The 16,024-nt window shown below is 73.0% G+C and carries 20 protein-coding genes; 11 read left to right on the plus strand and 9 right to left on the minus strand.

Annotated features, from left to right (window positions below; genetic code table 11):
• Window positions 1-62: 62 nt before the first annotated feature.
• Window positions 63-602 (plus strand): DUF6817 domain-containing protein, encoded by a 540-nt coding sequence (locus OG470_RS15305; RefSeq protein ID WP_328424825.1) that lies wholly within the window; start codon window positions 63-65, stop codon window positions 600-602.
• A gap of 533 nt (window positions 603-1,135) precedes the next feature.
• Here the strand turns inward: OG470_RS15305 and OG470_RS15310 are convergent.
• Window positions 1,136-1,345, minus strand: a complete 210-nt coding sequence (locus tag OG470_RS15310; RefSeq protein ID WP_328424827.1) for a helix-turn-helix transcriptional regulator — start codon at window positions 1,343-1,345, stop codon at window positions 1,136-1,138.
• Window positions 1,346-1,654: 309 nt separating this feature from the next.
• On the opposite strand from OG470_RS15310, the gene OG470_RS15315 reads away from it, so the two are divergent.
• The 4 genes from OG470_RS15315 to OG470_RS15330 all read left to right on the plus strand — a co-directional run bounded on the left by OG470_RS15315 (window position 1,655) and on the right by OG470_RS15330 (window position 3,201).
• Window positions 1,655-1,834 carry a hypothetical protein gene (locus tag OG470_RS15315; RefSeq protein ID WP_328424831.1) on the plus strand — a complete coding sequence of 60 codons (180 nt, stop codon included), beginning with the start codon at window positions 1,655-1,657 and terminating at the stop codon, window positions 1,832-1,834.
• A gap of 80 nt (window positions 1,835-1,914) precedes the next feature.
• On the plus strand, window positions 1,915-2,049 hold the full coding sequence (locus OG470_RS15320; RefSeq protein ID WP_328424833.1) for a hypothetical protein: 135 nt from the start codon (window positions 1,915-1,917) through the stop codon (window positions 2,047-2,049).
• Window positions 2,046-2,213, plus strand: coding sequence for a hypothetical protein (locus OG470_RS15325; RefSeq protein WP_328424835.1), 168 nt, complete (start codon window positions 2,046-2,048; stop codon window positions 2,211-2,213). Before OG470_RS15320 ends, OG470_RS15325 begins: the two co-directional genes overlap by 4 nt.
• Before the next feature lie 52 nt (window positions 2,214-2,265).
• Window positions 2,266-3,201 carry a DUF2332 domain-containing protein gene (locus OG470_RS15330; protein ID WP_328424837.1) on the plus strand — a complete coding sequence of 312 codons (936 nt, stop codon included), beginning with the start codon at window positions 2,266-2,268 and terminating at the stop codon, window positions 3,199-3,201.
• A gap of 32 nt (window positions 3,202-3,233) precedes the next feature.
• Here the strand turns inward: OG470_RS15330 and OG470_RS15335 are convergent, their stop codons facing one another.
• Genes OG470_RS15335 through OG470_RS15350 form a run of 4 tightly spaced genes read right to left on the minus strand, consistent with a single transcriptional unit; the run spans window position 3,234 to window position 7,028 of the window.
• Window positions 3,234-4,169 carry a MerR family transcriptional regulator gene (locus OG470_RS15335; RefSeq protein ID WP_328424839.1) on the minus strand — a complete coding sequence of 312 codons (936 nt, stop codon included), beginning with the start codon at window positions 4,167-4,169 and terminating at the stop codon, window positions 3,234-3,236.
• A 55-nt stretch (window positions 4,170-4,224) separates the two neighbouring features.
• A complete protein-coding gene (locus OG470_RS15340) occupies window positions 4,225-5,064 on the minus strand; it encodes an alpha/beta fold hydrolase (RefSeq protein ID WP_328424841.1) in 840 nt (279 codons plus the stop codon).
• Between the two features lie 53 nt (window positions 5,065-5,117).
• Window positions 5,118-5,681 carry a dihydrofolate reductase family protein gene (locus OG470_RS15345; protein WP_328424843.1) on the minus strand — a complete coding sequence of 188 codons (564 nt, stop codon included), beginning with the start codon at window positions 5,679-5,681 and terminating at the stop codon, window positions 5,118-5,120.
• Window positions 5,682-5,732: 51 nt separating this feature from the next.
• Window positions 5,733-7,028: an MFS transporter gene (locus OG470_RS15350; protein WP_328424845.1), complete on the minus strand. Its 1,296-nt coding sequence runs from the start codon at window positions 7,026-7,028 to the stop codon at window positions 5,733-5,735.
• Window positions 7,029-7,208: 180 nt separating this feature from the next.
• Here OG470_RS15350 and OG470_RS15355 point away from each other — a divergent pair, with 180 nt between their 5' ends.
• From OG470_RS15355 to OG470_RS15365, 3 genes are all read left to right on the plus strand, one after another.
• Window positions 7,209-8,198, plus strand: coding sequence for an asparaginase (locus OG470_RS15355; RefSeq protein ID WP_328424847.1), 990 nt, complete (start codon window positions 7,209-7,211; stop codon window positions 8,196-8,198).
• Between the two features lie 31 nt (window positions 8,199-8,229).
• The gene (locus OG470_RS15360) at window positions 8,230-8,484 is read left to right on the plus strand and encodes a DUF5522 domain-containing protein (RefSeq protein ID WP_328424849.1); all 255 of its coding nucleotides are present in this window, start codon (window positions 8,230-8,232) and stop codon (window positions 8,482-8,484) included.
• A 121-nt stretch (window positions 8,485-8,605) separates the two neighbouring features.
• A complete protein-coding gene (locus OG470_RS15365; protein WP_328424851.1) occupies window positions 8,606-9,154 on the plus strand; it encodes a hypothetical protein in 549 nt (182 codons plus the stop codon).
• A gap of 18 nt (window positions 9,155-9,172) precedes the next feature.
• Here the strand turns inward: OG470_RS15365 and OG470_RS15370 are convergent, their stop codons facing one another.
• Window positions 9,173-9,862, minus strand: coding sequence for a metal-dependent transcriptional regulator (locus tag OG470_RS15370; RefSeq protein WP_328424853.1), 690 nt, complete (start codon window positions 9,860-9,862; stop codon window positions 9,173-9,175).
• A gap of 100 nt (window positions 9,863-9,962) precedes the next feature.
• Between OG470_RS15370 and OG470_RS15375 the strand changes: the two genes are divergently transcribed.
• From OG470_RS15375 to OG470_RS15385, 3 genes are read left to right on the plus strand one after another with little or no spacing between them, the layout of a single operon-like run.
• On the plus strand, window positions 9,963-10,823 hold the full coding sequence (locus OG470_RS15375) for a sulfurtransferase (protein ID WP_328424855.1): 861 nt from the start codon (window positions 9,963-9,965) through the stop codon (window positions 10,821-10,823).
• A 48-nt stretch (window positions 10,824-10,871) separates the two neighbouring features.
• Window positions 10,872-12,053: an acetoin utilization protein AcuC gene (locus OG470_RS15380; protein ID WP_328424857.1), complete on the plus strand. Its 1,182-nt coding sequence runs from the start codon at window positions 10,872-10,874 to the stop codon at window positions 12,051-12,053.
• 9 nt (window positions 12,054-12,062) lie between these two features.
• On the plus strand, window positions 12,063-14,618 hold the full coding sequence (locus OG470_RS15385; protein WP_328424859.1) for a bifunctional acetate--CoA ligase family protein/GNAT family N-acetyltransferase: 2,556 nt from the start codon (window positions 12,063-12,065) through the stop codon (window positions 14,616-14,618).
• A gap of 48 nt (window positions 14,619-14,666) precedes the next feature.
• Here OG470_RS15385 and OG470_RS15390 read toward each other — a convergent pair whose 3' ends face one another.
• From OG470_RS15390 to OG470_RS15400, 3 genes are read right to left on the minus strand one after another with little or no spacing between them, the layout of a single operon-like run.
• Window positions 14,667-15,074, minus strand: a complete 408-nt coding sequence (locus tag OG470_RS15390; protein WP_328424861.1) for a VOC family protein — start codon at window positions 15,072-15,074, stop codon at window positions 14,667-14,669.
• Entirely contained in the window at window positions 15,071-15,568 is a 498-nt protein-coding gene (locus tag OG470_RS15395) for an SRPBCC family protein (protein ID WP_328426372.1), read from the minus strand. Before OG470_RS15395 ends, OG470_RS15390 begins: the two co-directional genes overlap by 4 nt.
• A gap of 5 nt (window positions 15,569-15,573) precedes the next feature.
• Window positions 15,574-15,951, minus strand: a complete 378-nt coding sequence (locus OG470_RS15400) for an ArsR/SmtB family transcription factor (RefSeq protein ID WP_328424863.1) — start codon at window positions 15,949-15,951, stop codon at window positions 15,574-15,576.
• Window positions 15,952-16,024 lie beyond the last annotated feature (73 nt).

Raw genomic sequence — 16,024 nt, forward strand, 5'->3', positions numbered from 1 at the left:
GTGATCTATCAGGCAGTGCCGGGGAACACCCTGTGCGCGTTGATTTGCTTAGGGTCACGCCTATGACCATCGGCAGCGCGGCGCGGGCGTTTCTGCGAGACCATGGCGCGGAATCGATCGAGCATCCCGGCGGCACTCTCTACTCCCACCTGTGCCGGGTGGAACAGCGCCTCGCGACAGCCGGTGCTGCCCCACACGTGCAACTCGCCGGTCTCACCCACGCTGCCTACAGCACTGATGGGTTCGACCTGGCGCTGATCCCTTGGACCGACCGGGACCTGCTCCGGGCCGTGATCGGCCTGGAAGCCGAGGAACTCGTATATCTGTGCGGGGCTTGTGACCGTGACCGTACCTGGCCGGATCTGGTTACCACCTCCACCGTGCATGATCGCTTCACCGGGCAGGAAAGACTCCTCGAACCCCGTCACATCGGGACGTTCGTGGATCTGAGCATCGTCAACGAACTTGACGTCATCGAGCAGAATCCGGCGCTGCTTGTCAAGCACGGCGACTACTTCCGTGACCTCTTCGCCCGCTGGGCGCCCCTGACGTCGCCCGAGGTGGCAGACGAGGTCCAACGGCTAACTGGATCGCGTCAGTGAACTCGATGTCCTGACCATCGGGCCTCAGCGCTGGGCATAGCCGCCAGCGTTCACGTCGAGCGCGGATCTACGCGATGATTTCCGGCAGCGCACCGTTGCGTGGATCGTCCGCATGTCTTGCTTCCGCAAGACGCAAGGGGACAGTATGCTGAGCCGAGCCGACCCGGTGATCGAGGACGCGACCTCCACTATAGAGGGACATGCGCCGTGCCGGAGGGGACCCCGAAGTCGGGGGGACACCCCCTGATCGGTCAGGTACAGCTGACGTACGCGAAATACCGCACTGCCCCGGCCTCCTGATGGGAGGTCGGGGCAGTGTTGTTCTCTGGCTCCCGCAGGTCCTCGCCGAGGGCATGTGCCCTGAGACCGGTATACCTCAGAGGCATATTGATGACTCTGAGGTATACCGCTCAGGGTGGTGCATGCTTGCCGGCGTTCATCGCCCTGTGGCTGACCGACCGGTGAGTCTCACCCGGCGGTGATTACCGCCGTCCTGACTGCGGCCCGGCGCGGGTCTGCCATCGAGGCGTGGATCAGCGGTCTTCGTCGCCGTCGTTAGGCCGTGGTGGGCGGTTGTGCCGCGCCCACTCGTCCACCTCGTCGGCGTCCCAGATCGTCGTCCCGATCAGGCGGGCGACCGGCTCGGGAAAGCCGGGCCGGCGGGTGATCTGCAATACCCGCTGTCGCGACACGCCGAACAGGGCGGCCAACTCGCCAGGCCCGTACAAGCGCGGTCGCTTCACCGGCTGAAAGTAGGCTTGACTCGTGGTTGACTATTGTCACTTACAGATTGTCAAGCCAAAGGTGGGGTGGTGTCTATGAATCGGCTGCGCCCGGCGATGGCGGAACGGACTGCCGGGAGGCCGGATGCCCAATCGGGTGTCGTACGACGACTACGTGCTGGCGGTGGCGATGACTCTGGCGCGGCGGCATCGGCCGGTCTGGTCGTGGCGGCGGTGGCGCCGGGTCTGTCGCTGCGGCGCGGATCTGCCCTGTCGAGCCCGACACCGCATCCCGATTCGGCGAGGCCACTGGCCAGGGGAGGAGCAGGAGTGACCGAGGATCAGGTCGGACGAATCCTCTCCGTGCACCTACCCGGCGTCGACGGCCTGTGCGCTGGCTGTCGCTGGTGGTGGGCACGGCTGTCTCCGTACCCCTGCTATCAGGCGGAATGGGCGGCCCGCTGGCACGCCCGGGTCGCCACCCGGCGCTTTCTGGACGGCCGGCCGTGACCACGCACGGCCCGGTCCTTCCGGTGTGGACCTGCGGTGGCTGCGACGGCCCTTGGCCCTGCCAGACCAGGCGCACGGAGTTGCGCGCCGAGTTTGACGGTGCTCCGGTATCGTTGGGCCTCTACATGGGCTCCTACCTGGTCTGGGCGGCCGAGGACCTGACCTGGGTGCCCGCCGGGCTGCTGCACCGGCGCTTCCTGGGCTGGATTCGGTGAGTCTGATCCGGCGGGGCGACGAGCGGTTCCACTACAGCGACAACTCGCACCGGTGGATCCCGCCAGACCCGGACTACGACCAGGAAGCCTGGGACGAGATGGTCAGGCAGCACCAACGTCAGCACCTGGAGGAGATATCCCGGCGCAGGAAGCCGCGCCCGTGACCCGGGGGAGGCGGGGTCGGTATTGCCGGGGGATGGCTGCGACGATCAGGGCATGACGACCGCTGAGGCGTACGCCAGGTTCGCCAACCGCGAGGTGCGGGGGGTCTCGCCCGCGTACGAGCGGCTGTCCCGGGCGGTGTCCCGGGACGCCGCACTGCTCGCCCTGCTCGACGGGCTCCCGCCGGCCAAGCGGCAGCCGAACCTGCTGTTCGGCGTTGTCCGGTGGCTCGGCGGCCCGGTCGAGGACCCGGCTGCGTTCCACGACTACGCGGTGGCGAACTGGCCGGCCATCGAGGCGCAGATGCGGGCTCGGGCCACCCAGACGAACGAGGCCGGCCGGTGCGCGGTTCTGCTGCCGGTGCTCGCCGCGCTGCCGCAGCCGCTCGCCCTGCTGGAGGTCGGGGCGTCCGCCGGGCTCTGCCTCTATCCCGACCGGTACGCCTACCGCTACGGCGAGCACCGGGTCGGCTCTGGGGAGCCGGTCCTGGAGTGCGCGGCCAGCGGGTTGGTCCCGCCGGCAGCCGTACCCCAGGTGGTGTGGCGCGCCGGCCTGGACCTCAACCCCCTCGACGTGACCGACCCCGACGACGTGTCCTGGTTGGACGCGCTGATCTGGCCGGAGCACGCGCACCGGCGGGCGCGGCTGCGGGCCGCGGCGGCGGTCGCCGCGGCCGAACCGCCGCTGCTGATTCGTGGCGACCTGGTGGACGACCTACCGGCGCTGGCCGCGCGGGCGCCAGCGGAAGCGACGCTGGTGGTCTTCCACACCTCCGTGCTCTACCAGGTGCCCGTGCCGCGCCGGGAGGCGTTCGTCCGGCTGGTCCGTGGGCTGCCCGGTCACTGGATCGCCAACGAGGACCCGGAGGTGCTGCCCTATGAGGGGCTGCCGGAGTCGCCGGAAGAGGGGCTGTACAACGTCCTGGCGCTGGACGGCACGCCGCTGGCCTGGACCCGAGGTCACGGTCAGGCGATGAGCTGGTTCGCCTGACGCCCTTCGGCGATCAGGTCAAGCGGCCCTCGTCACTGGGCCGGCATCCGGGCGCGCAGGGCCCGACTGAACCAGTCCACTGCCGGTGCCACCCCGCCGCCGGTCGACCATCCGTTGATCACCGCGAGCAGGTCGAGGTAGCGGTCCCGGCGGGGGTCGTTCGCCGTGTCCAGCCGGTCCAGCAGCCGCTGGCGCAGGTCGGCGTCATCGGGCCGGTTGGTGAGGTGTGCGTACCGGCCGATGACCGCCGCGACCACCGGATCGGCCTCGGGTCCGGTCGGATCGAGACCGGCCGCCAGGGCGGGGGCCACACCGTCCCGGACCACCGCGACGGCGTCCGGGCGGGGCAGCCCTGGGACGTCGTGGTCGGCGGCGTACTGCCGCACCAGCCGTCGCATGCTGGCCCGGAAGTCCGGGTCCTGGGCCAGTTCGGCCAACTCCACCCACGCCTGCACCTGCTCGGTGCGGGGATCGTCGGGCAGCTCCGGGGTCAGCGACCGCATTATCCCCGGGTACGCCGGTGTGGTGGCCAGGCCGTCGAAGACCGCGTCGAGGAAGTCGGCGACCAGCCGTCGACGTTCCTGCGCGGAGAGCCGGGCCAGGGTGTGCAGCAGCTCCATCTCCTCGGCTCCGCCGCCGCGCTTGGCAGCCGCGGTGAGCACCGCCTGGCGTAGCCGCAGCACGCGGATCTGCACCGCCAACGCCTCGGCGTGCGCCGCGGCCACCTCGTGCAGCGGAACCTCGTGGTCCACCACCCGCCGGATGGCGGCGAGGTCCACGCCGAGGTCGCGCAGCGTCCGGACCAGCTCCAACCGGGCGGCGGCATCCGGGCCGTAGCGGCGGTAGCCGGCCGGGCTGCGGTCGGTCGGTGGCACGATGCCCCGGTCGGCGTAGTAGCGGATGGTCTTGACGCTCAGGCCGGTCCGTTGGGCCAGTTCGCCGATCGTGTAACGCGTCTCGCCGTTCATGCCCCTCACCATGCTGTCTCCTCCCGGTGGAGACTCAAGCGGCTGGTGCCGACGGTCAGCCGAGGAACGCCGCGAGCGTCGCGGTGAACCGGTCGGCGCCGTCGAGCCACGGGTAGTGTCCCGCGCCGGGCTGGACGACCAGGTCGGCGCCCGGCATCAGCTCGCCGAGCTGGGCCACCAGGCCCGGCGGCGCGCCGAGGTCGACCTCGCCGGCGAGCAGCAGCGCCGGGCCGTGGTGTGCGGCGAGCGCCGCGCGGGTGGCGGGCGGATCGAAGGCGCCGTCGGCGCCGAAGACCCGGGCCGCCTCCTGGTTGCGCTGGTGGGGCTCGGCCGCCTGGTGTGCCCGGGCGGCGGCGTCCCACCGGCCGTAGAAGAACGGCGCGATCGCCTGCCAGGCGTCGTCGGTGGCCCGACCGGCCACCATCGAGTCCAGTGCCGCGACCGCCGCCGGGTACCACGGTTCACCGGAGCGGACCCGGGTGACCTCCTCGCGTAGCGTCGCGGTCGCCGCCAGCCCGACGGCCCGGGTGCTCGGGGTCACCAGCGTGAGCCGGCCCACCCGCTCGGGGTGCCGGGCGGCGTACTGCAGCGCCACGTTGGCGCCTGCGGAGTGCCCGAGCAGGTCCAGCCGGTCGAGGTCCAGGTGCCGGCGCAGCGCCTCCACATCACCGACCAGCCGGTCACAGCGGTAGCTGGAGACGTCCGCCGGCTCGGCCGACCGGCCGGTGCCCCGATTGTCGAGGACGACCAGCGTCCGGTACGCGCCCAGACCGCCGAGGTCACCGAAGTACGCCGAATCGCGCATCGGGCCGCCGGGCAGGCAGACCAGCGGGGCGCCACCGCCGAGGACCCGGTAGGCGAGCGTGGTGCCGTCCGGCGCGGTGAAGGTGGTCATGAGCACACCCTGCCAGGACCGGTCATCCTGCGGGAGCCGCCCGGCGCCGTGGCTCAGCGGGCCCGCTCGTGGCGGATCAGGACGACCCCGTTGCCGAACTTCCTGCTCTCGACCAGCCGCAGGCCGGTCGGGGCGTCGCTGTCGGGGAAGAGGCGGCGGCCCCGGCCGAGTAACACCGGGTGGATGTAGGTCCGGTATTCGTCGATCAGGTCGTGCCTGGCGAACGTGGTGGCCAGGTCGGCCCCGCCGAGCGCCAGGTCGCCACCGGGTTCGGCGGTGAGCTTCCGGACCTGCTCGACGTCGACCTCACGCACCACGGTGGCGTTCCAGTCGGCGTGGTCGAGCGTACGGGAGTAGACGATCTTCGGCATGTCCCGCCAGATCTGGGCGTACTCGCGCATCGGGGCACTGGCGGTCGGGTCCTGGTCGGCGGTCGGCCAGAACGCGGCCATCAGTTGGTAGCTGACCCGCCCGTTGAGGAACCCGCCCATCGGGGCGATGACCTCGTTGAAGTGCTCGTGCAGCTCGTTGTCGACCTGGTGCCAGCTGAGGTCGCCGCCCGGGCCCTCGAAGAACCCGTCCAGCGACAGGCTCATGTGCACAACGATCTTCCGCATCGTGTTCCCTCCGTGTTCCTCGACGGGTGCCGTGCCGAGCATCGTCGGACCCTACGACGGAATCGTCGGCCGCTCCGTCGACACCGGCGGCATGTCGCGCATCCGGCGCAGCGGGGAGCAGACCACGAACAGGCACGCCGCCCAGGTGCCCAGCACGCACACCCAGAGCGCCCCGCGCAGTCCCAGCGCGGTACCGAGCGCGCCGCCGGCCAGCGCGCCGAGCGGGATCACCCCGAAGCAGATCCAGAGGAACGCCGCGTTGACCCGGCCGAGGATCGCCGGCGGGGTGATCCGTTGCCGGTACGTCATCGCCGCGACGTTGTACAGCACCGCGTTGGCGGAGAACGCGGCCAGCCCGACCCCGTAGAGCAGCACTCCCCATCCGGGCTGCGCCAGTGGCATGAGTAGGTAGAACGGGCCCGGCGCGGTCATCGCCACCCAGATCACCCGGGCCGAGCCGAGCCAGGTCGACAGCCGGGCGGCCAGCACACCCACCACGAGCCCGCCGACGGCGCTGACCGAGAAGACCAGCCCCACCTGCACCGGGGTGGCGTGCAGCTCACGGACCAGGAAGGTCACCTCGATCGAACCGGACGCCATCACGAAGAAGTTCGACCAGGTGGTGCAGGCCAGGATGCTCACCAGGATCGGTTGCCGCCGGATGAAGGCGAGCCCGTCGGTCAGCTCCACCCGCAGCGGCACCCGCGGGGCCGGCTCGCGGCGTACGGGCGCCTCCCGGATCAGGATGAGCGTCACCGCGCTGACCAGGAAGGCGCACCCGTTCGCCAGGAACGTCCGGGCGGCGCCGACCAGCCCGATCAGCGCGCCGCTGACCGTCGGGCCGACGAGTTCGGCGGCGTCCTGGCTGATGGTGAGCTTGGCGTTGCCGTCCACCAGCAGGTCCGCCGGCACCAGCCGGGGCAGCATGCTCTTGTACGCCACGGTGAACAGCACGGTGAGCACTCCGCCGAGCCCGACCACCGCGTACAGGAAGGCCAGGGTGAGCTGGTCGACCAGGGCGGCCACCGGCAGCGACAGCATGAGCGCGGCCCGACCCAGGTCGCACGCGATCATCAGGCGTCGCTGGTCGATCCGGTCGGCGACGATACCGGCCGGCAGCGAGAAGAGCAGGTACGGCAGCCAGGCCAGGACGGTCAGCAGGGAGACCTGGAACACGCTGGCGTTCAGGGTGTCGGCGGCGAGCAGCGGCACCGCCACGCTGGCGATCCTGGCGCCCAACTCGCTGACCGTCTGCCCGCCCCAGAGCAGCAGGAAGTTCCGGCTGTGCCACAGCGACGGGCCTCGCCCCGCCACGACCGTCGGGGCTTGGATCGCCTGCTCGGTCACGGTCACTGCCTGTCTGTGCGATCACGGGTGCCGCCGGGCGGCAGCCCGGGGACACTATCGGGGCCGCGACACCGTGCGACACCGCATTTCGCCCCGTCGGCCTGGTCACCGGGCCTGTCGCCAGGGCGGGTACGGTCCCAGGGCCGCCGGCACCGGGGCGGCGGAACGGAGGCTCCACCCGTGTCCATCGCCCTGATCACCCTCGGCGGCACGATCGCCATGGGCGGCGTCGACGCCGGCCGCCCAGGTGTGGTCACCCGACTCACCGGCGCGGATCTCACCGCTGCCGTGCCCGGCCTCGCCGAGCTGGGCGTACCCGTGGACGTGCGGGACACCCACGCGGTGCCCAGCGCCAACCTCACCGGCCGTCATCTGCTCGACGTGGTCGCGGACGCGTCCCGGGCGGTGGCCGGCGGCGCGACCGGCGTGGTGGTCACCCAGGGCACCGACACGCTGGAGGAGACGGCGTTCCTGGCCGACCTGGTCTGGCCGCACGACGCCCCGCTGGTGTTCACCGGCGCGATGCGCAACCCCACTCTGGCCGGCGCGGACGGGCCGGCGAACCTGCTCGCGGCCCTGCGGGTGGCCGCCGCGCCGGTCGCCCGTGACCTGGGCGTGCTGGTCGCCGTCAACGACGAGGTGCACGCCGCCCGCTGGCTGCGCAAGACGCACAGCACCAGCACCGCCACCTTCGCCGCCCCCAACGCCGGCCCGATCGGGCAGGTGATCGAGGGGGAGGTGCGGGTGCTCACCCGGCCGGCGCGGCACGAGCCGCTGCCGCCGGTCGACCCGGCCCGGCTCGACGCGACCCGGGTGGCCCTGTACGTGCTGACGATGGACGACGACGGGCTGCTGCTGGACGGCCTGGCCGGCAGCCACCAGGGCCTGGTGGTGGCCGGCTTCGGAGTCGGGCACGTGCCCGCCGCGCTGGCCCCGGTGCTCGGGGACCTCGCCGGCCGGATGCCGGTCGTGCTCACCTCCCGCTCCGGGGCCGGGTCGGTGCTGCGACACACGTACGGGGCGGTCGGCTCGGAGACCGACCTGCAACGGCGCGGGCTGCTCAACGGGGGGTTGCTCGACCCGTACAAGGCGCGGGTGCTGCTGCGGCTGCTGCTGGCCGCTGGTGCCGGATGGGACGAGGTGGCCGCCGCCCTGGCCCGGCACCGCTGACCAGTGGGTGGGGCGTCCCTAGACTGCTGCGGTGACCGGAGAGCGACGACCGTTGGCGGATCGGCCGCTCACCGAGCCGCACCCGTCCCGGCTGCCGCCCGATCACCCCGACCGGGTTCGGATCCTCGCTGCGCACGCCGCCGCGCTGGCCGCCGGGGAGGCCGGCTATCTGGACCCGGCGACGGGGTTGTTCGTGCTCAGCGCCGGGTTTCTGGCCCGGCGCGGCACCTGTTGTGGACGCGGCTGCCGGCACTGCCCGTACGTGGACGATCCGCCGGCCGGATGAGCGCGGCCGGGTCGCGGCGGACCCGCCGAACGAGGGCTTCCGCCGGACCCGGACACCCCGTACGGTTTCCGACGGACATCCGGCGGGCGCCTACCGCCGTCGGTCGGCGAGAGGGTGGAGCGTGCGCGGGCGGATCGTGGTCGCCGGGTTGGCGGGGCTGCTGGTGAGCGGCTGTGCCGCCGACGCCGAGCCGGTGGCGGTGCCGCCGCCGGCGCCGATCGCGGTGGACGTGGCGGCGGCCTCCTCGGGCGGCGCCTGCCGACTGCTGGACTTCACGGTGATCGAGCAGTTGGTGAAGGTGCGCTTCGACGTGGCGGCCGCCAGCGAACGCGGCGACACCCACACCTGCGTGCTCCGGGCTGAGAGCGCGGCGCTGCCGGAGCTGACGTTGACCGTGACCGACACCAAGATCGACAAGGCCACCTTCGGCGCGGACGTGGTGCCCGACAAGGCGGCGAAGGTCACCGGGCTGGGTCAGCAGGCGTACCGGCGGACCGTGGCAGCGGCGGGTGGGCGCGGGCCGGTCGCCGAGGTGGGCTGGCTGGCCACCGAGGGGCGGCTGGCGGAGCTGAGCTGGACCGGCGCCCGCGACGCCGAGCGGTCGGCGGTCGAGAAGCTGACCGCCGACCTGATCGCACTGGCCAAGAAGGTGAACACCCGGGCGCTGTGACGCCGGGGCCGGCCTCGGTCAGTTGGCGGCGACGAAGACCCGGGAGGCGACCTCGCGGGGCAGCCGGACCCGGTCCCCGGAGCGGTCGATCGACACCCCGTCGCGCTCCTGGGCCACGGTCACCGTGGCACCCGGGTCGACGCCGGCGGCGTGCAGCTGGCGCAGCACGTCACCGTTGGTCTGCACGCTCTCGCAGATCCGGCGAACCACGACCGGCCCGGAGAGGCCGGGGAAGGCCAGGTTGCGCTCGCCCTCGCCGGCTTCGGCGGTCTCCGCCTCCGGCGAGCCCAGCTCCTCCAGCCCGGGAATCGGGTTGCCGTACGGCGAGCGGGTCGGCCGGTTGAGCAGGTCGTACACCCGCTTCTCCACGGCGTCGCTCATCACGTGCTCCCAGCGGCAGGCCTCTTCGTGGGCCTCCTCGTAGGGCATCCCGATGACGTTGACCAGCAGCAGCTCGGCGAGGCGGTGCTTGCGCATCACGGACACAGCGCTGCCGCGGCCCTGTGCGGTGAGCATCAGGTGCCGGTCGCCCTCAACCGTGAGCAGGCCGTCGCGTTCCATCCGGGCGACGGTCTGGCTCACCGTGGGCCCGCTCTGCTTCAGCCGCTCGGCGATCCGGGCGCGCAGCGGCGGCACACCCTCCTCCTCCAACTCGAGGATGGTGCGCAGGTACATTTCGGTCGTGTCGACCAGGTCGTGAGACTTCATGACGTCAGCGGCCCTCCGGTGCACGATGCTACCTCGGAGAACGCCGATCGACCGCCGCCGAGCCGCGAGCCGACGACCGGGATGGTGTTGGATGGTCGCCATGTCCGGTACCCAGGAGCCGCTGGTCGAGGTTGATCGGCTCGCCGCCGAGCTCGACCGCGCCGATCCGCCCGCCCTGCTCGACGTCCGCTGGCGGCTCACCGGCCCGCCCGGCCGCGACGACTATTTGGCCGGTCACCTGCCCGGCGCGGTCTTCGTCGACCTGGACACCGCGCTCTGCGGGCCACCCGGTGCCGGCGGCCGGCATCCACTGCCCGACCCGGCCGCGTTGCAGGCCGCGCTGCGGGCCGCCGGCGTTCGGGCCGGTCACCCCGTGGTGGTGTACGACGGCGGCGACGGCCTGGCCGCCGCCCGGGCCTGGTGGACGCTGCGTTGGGCCGGGCACCGCCCGGTCCGCCTGCTGCACGGTGGCTATCCGGCCTGGGTCGCCGCCGGCCAGCCCGTCTCCACCGTGGCGCCCGCCCCGGCCTCGGGCGACGTCGAGGTGCGCCCGGGTGATCTCCCGGTGCTCGACGCGGGGCAGGCCGCCGCGCTGGCGACCGCGGACGACGCCGTGCTGCTCGACGTGCGGGCCGCGCCCCGCTACCGCGGCGAGGTGGAGCCGATCGACCCGGTCGCCGGGCACGTGCCAGGAGCGGCGAACCTTCCCGCCACCGAGTACGTCGGCCCGGACGGGCGCTTCCCGGCCGCCGACGTGCTGCGCGAGCGGTTCGCCGCCGTCGGGGTGACCGGGGCGCGGTCCGTCGGGGCGTACTGCGGCTCCGGGGTGACCGCCGCGCAGGCCGTGCTCGCGCTGCACCTGGCTGGCCGACCGGACGCGGCGCTCTACGTCGGATCGTGGAGCAACTGGGTGGCCGACCCGACCCGGCCGGTCGCCTCCGGACCGACATCCGGTCGCTGACCAGCGCGTGCGATGGGCCGGCGACGGTCCTCGTGCGACGATGGGCTCATGTCCGAGGACACGGTGGTGGTGTGGGACGAGTCGTTGCTCGCCTACGACATGGGCGAGCATCCACTCGACCCGGTCCGGGTGGAGTTGACCATCGCGCTCGCCCGCGAGCTGGGCATCCTGGACCGCCCAGGGGTACGCCTGGTCAAGCCGGAGCCCGCCGACGACGCCCTGCTCGCCCGGGTGCACCAGCCGGCCTACCTGGCTGCGGTGCGCGCCGCGCCGTACGACCCGCTGTTCGCCGGCTACGGGCTGGGCACCTCCGACAATCCGGTCTTCGACGGGATTCACGAGTCCAGCGCGCTGATCGCCGGTGCCACCGTGGCTGCCGCCGAGGCGGTCTGGCGGGGTGACGCCCGGCGAGCCGTGAACGTGGCCGGTGGCCTCCATCACGCGATGCCGGCCCGGGCCTCCGGCTTCTGCGTCTACAACGACCCGGCGGTGGCCATCGCCCGCCTGCTCGACCTGGGCGCCGAGCGGGTCGCGTACGTGGACGTCGACGTGCACCATGGCGATGGGGTGCAGGAGATCTTCTGGGACGACCCTCGGGTGCTCACGGTCAGCCTGCACGAGACCCCACTCGCGCTCTTCCCGGGCACCGGCTTCCCGGACGAGACCGGTGGGCCGGGCGCGCAGGGCACCGCGGTGAACATGCCTCTGCCCCCGGGCGTCAACGACACCGGTTGGCAGCGGGCGTTCCACGCGATCGTGCCGTCGGTGCTGCGGGCGTTCCGACCGCAGGTGCTGGTCAGCCAGTGCGGCGCCGACGGGCACCGGCTGGATCCGCTCGCCGACCTGAACCTGACGGTGGACGGGCAGCGGGCCACCTACCTGGCGTTGCGGGCGCTCGCCGACGAGCTGTGCGACGGCCGCTGGGTGGCCACCGGCGGCGGCGGGTACGCGCTGGTCGAGGTGGTGCCCCGGGCCTGGACCCACCTGCTGGCCGTGGCCACCGGCGCCCCGCTCGACCCGGCGACGCTCACCCCGCCGGCGTGGCGGGCGCTGGCCGCCGCCCGCGGCCCCGGTCGGGAGGTGCCTCTGCGGATGACCGACGACGCGGACCCGTCGTACGAGCCGTGGCAGCCGACCGGCGAGCCGAACGCGGTGGACCGGGCGATCGCGGCCACCCGCAAGACGGTGTTCCCGCTGCTCGGGCTCGACCCGCACGATCCGCGGGACTGAGCCGGGCCGGTGACGACCGTCGACCAGTCGGTGGACGTGCTGCTCAGCGACGGCAGCACCGTCCAACTGCGACCAATCAGTCCGGAGGACGCGCCGGACATCGTGGCGATGCACGGCCGGTTCTCCGAGCGCACCCGCTACCTGCGCTACTTCTCGCCGTACCCGCGCATCCCCGAGCGGGATCTGATCCGCTTCGTCACCGTCGACCATCGCGACCGCGAGGCGTTCGTGGTGCTGGCCGGCGACCAGATCGTCGCGGTCGGCCGCTACGAGCGGCTCGGCCCGCAGGCCCCGGAGGCGGAGGTGGCCTTCGTGGTGGAGGACGCCCACCAGGGCCGGGGCATCGGTTCGGTGCTGATGGAGCACCTGGCCGAGGCCGCCCGGCGCAACGGCATCATGAGCTTCGTCGCCGAGGTGCTGCCGGCCAACGGGACGATGCTGCGGGTCTTCGCCGACTTCGGCTACCAGGTCCAGCGCGAGTACGCCGACGGCGTGGTGCACCTGAGTTTCCCGATCGCGCCCACCGAGGCCACGCTGGAGGTGCAGCGCGGTCGGGAGCATCGCACCGAGGCCCGCTCGATCGCCCGGCTGCTCGCCCCGCGCGGGATCGCCGTCTACGGTGCCAGCGCCACCGGCCAGGGCGTCGGCGCGGCGGTGCTCGGGCACCTGCGCGACGGCGGTTTCACCGGTGCGGTGGTGCCGGTGCATCCGAGCGCGTCGACCGTGGCGGGGCTGCGCGCGTACCCGTCGGCGGTCGACGCCAAGTTGCCGGTGGACCTGGCGGTGGTGGCGGTTCCGCCGGAGGCGGCGACCGCGGTGGTCGCCGACGCGGCCGCCGCCGGGGTGCACGGCCTGGTGGTCATCTCGGCCGGCTTCGGCGAGGCCGGCGCCGAGGGCGCGGCCATGCAGCGGGCGCTGGTCCGCGCGGCGCACGCCGCCGGGATGCGGGTGGTCGGCCCGAACTGTCTCGGCGTGGCCAACACCAACCCGGCGGTACGCCTCAACGCCACGCTCGCCCCGGCGCTGCCGCCAGCCGGTCGGGCCGGCATCTTCAGCCAGTCCGGTGCCTTCGGGGTGGCGCTGCTCGCCGAGGCCGACCGGCGTGGCCTCGGGCTGTCCAGCTTCGTCTCGGCCGGCAACCGGGCCGACGTCTCCGGCAACGACCTGCTCCAGTACTGGCAGGACGACCCTGACACCGACGTGATCATGCTGTACCTGGAGACCTTCGGTAATCCGCGCAAGTTCGCCCGGCTGGCTCGGCGGATCGGCCGGGCCAAACCGGTCGTCGCGCTCGCCTCGCCCGCCCGTCCGGTCGGGGTCGGCGACACCGCCGGGCCGGACGAGGTGGCGGTGGCGGCGCTCTTCGCCCAGTCCGGGGTCATCCGGGTGGACACCGTTCCGGAGTTGCTCGACGTGGGGGTGCTGCTGGCCAACCAGCCACTGCCGGCGGGCGGCCGGGTCGGGGTGGTCGGCAACTCCTCGGCGCTGACCGGCCTGGCGGCGAGCGCCTGCGTCGGGCAGGGCCTCACCGTCGTCGACGGCTACCCCCGTGACGTCGGGCCGAGCGCTGGCGCCGCCGATTTCGCGGCCGCGCTGGCCGAGACGGCGGCCGACGACCGGGTGGACGCGCTGGTGGTGGTCCTCGCCCCACCGCTGCCCGGTCAACCCAGCAATGTGGACGCCGATGTCGCCGCCGCGCTGCCCGCCGCACTCGCGTTGGGTAAGCCGACCGTGGCGACGTTCCTGGTCGGGCGACTGCCGGCCGGGGTGCCGGTGTACGGCGGCGTGGAGGAGGCGGTGCGGGCACTCGCCCGGGTGCACCGGTACGCCGAATGGCTGCGTCGCCCACCCGGAGTCGCGCCCGAGCTGCCCCGGATCGACCGGACCGCCGCGCAGACCGCGCTGCGCGCCGACCCGCCTGACCCGGCCGCGCTACTGGCCGCGTACGGCATCGACGTGGTGGCGTCGGTGCCCGTCGACTCGGTCGACGCCGCGGCCGGCGCGGCGGCGCGGCTGGGCTTCCCGGTCGCGCTCAAGGCCGCCGCCCCGGGGCTGCGGCACCGGCTCGACCTGGGCGCGGTCCGGCTCGACCTGCCCGACGAGTCGACGGTCCGCCGGGCGTACGCCGAGCTGGCGGCGGCCTTCGGCGCGGACGTGCTGCTACAGCCGATGGTCCCGCCCGGGGTGGCCTGCGTGGTGGAGCTGGTGGAAGATCCGGCGTTCGGCCCGGTGGTCGGCTTCGGCCTCGGCGGGGTCGCCACCGAGCTGCTCGGCGACCGGGCCTGGCGGGCGGTGCCGCTGACCGACCGGGACGCCGCAGAGCTGGTCGACGAGCCCCGGGCGGCGCCCCTGCTGCGCGGGCACCGGGGCGCCGCACCGGTCGACCGGGCGGCCCTGGCCGACCTGCTGCTGCGGGTGGGTCAGCTCGCCGACGAGCAGCCCCGGGTGCGCTCGCTGACCCTCAACCCGGTGCTCGCCCGCCCGGACGGCATCTCGGTCCTGCACGCCCAGGTACGGGTCGGCGGCGTGGCCGCCCGACCGGACACCGGCCCTCGCCGCTTGTGAGGGCCCCTTCTCAGCGCGTCCGGTCAGGCCCCTTCTCAGCGGGTCCGGTCAGGCGCGGCTGGAGATCTGCTGGATGGCCCAGGCGTTGCCGTCCGGGTCGGTGAAGAAGACGAAGCCGACGTTGTCCAGCGGGTGCGGCGTGGGGCTCGGGCTGGCGCCCAGCACCTGGATCTCGCTGACCTCCACACCACGTTCGACCAGCTCGGCGCGGGCCCGTTCCAGGTCGGGCACCACCAGTTGCAGTCCCTTGAGCGAGCCCGGCGGCATGTCCGGGACGGCGCCCTTGCCGATCACGACCGAGCAGCCGGACCCGGGCGGGGTCAGCTGGACGATCCGTGCGCCGTCGCCGACCACCGTGTCGTGGTCCACGGCGAAGCCGAGCTGGTCGGCGTAGAACTTCTTTGCCCGGTCCACATCGGAGACCGGCACGATCACCACTTCCAGTGTCCAGTTCATGGTGTCTCTCCTCGCATCGTCGTTGTCAGGTGCAGCAGTTCGGCGAGCCGTGTGAAGCTCTGCCCGACGCCCCGGGCCATCGGGTAGCGCAGCACGATGTCCCGCCCCTCGGGGGTGGCGTAGCGCAGCGTGGTGGTGACTGTCGTCCGCCCGGCCAGTTCGGTGAACTCGTGGCTGACCAGCGTCTCGCCCGGGTAGGACTGGTCGTCGAAGAGCTCGGTGCAGACCAGCAGGTGCGGTGGCTCGATCTGCCGGTAGACCCCGGCCTGGACCATCCGAGCGCCCTCCGGGCCCAGTGACACATACCGCCACCGCCCGCCGACCCGCAGGTCGACATCGCATTCCGCCAGCCGCCACCCGCGTGCGCCGTACCACCGGACCAGCAGCTCAGGCTGGGTGAAGGCGTTGAACACCAGGTGCGCCGGTGCGTCGAACAGCCGACTCAACACGATCTCCCGGTCGCCCGGGGTGTGTACGACGAGCGGGTCGCCGATGCCGGTCACCCGCCCGTCCCGTCCAGTTGGGCGCGCCGGCGCTCGGCGTCGGTCTGGTCGAGGGCCTGGAGTTCGTCGAGCAGGGCGTCGAGGCGCTGGTAGCTCTCCGCCCAGTAGTCGCGGTAGTCGGCGAGCCAGGCCGTGGCCTCCCGCAGCGGTCGGGCGTCCAGCCGGCACGGTCGGCGCTGGGCGTCCCGCCCCCGGCTGATCAGGCCAGCGCGTTCCAGCACCTTGAGGTGTTTGGAGATGGCCGGCTGGCTCATCGCGAAGGGCTCTGCCAGCTCGGTCACCGTCGCCTCACCGCCCGCGAGTCGGGCCAGGATGGCCCGCCGGGTCGGGTCGGCCAGCGCCGCGAAGGTCGCGTCCAACAGTTCGGTGCCCACCGCCTATAACCTCCTGGTTGTATAACCACATGGTTTCTATCGCGGATCGGTGCCGCCGTCAAGCACCTCGACA

Source organism: Micromonospora sp. NBC_00389 (genome assembly GCF_036059255.1).
Lineage (GTDB): Bacteria > Actinomycetota > Actinomycetes > Mycobacteriales > Micromonosporaceae > Micromonospora.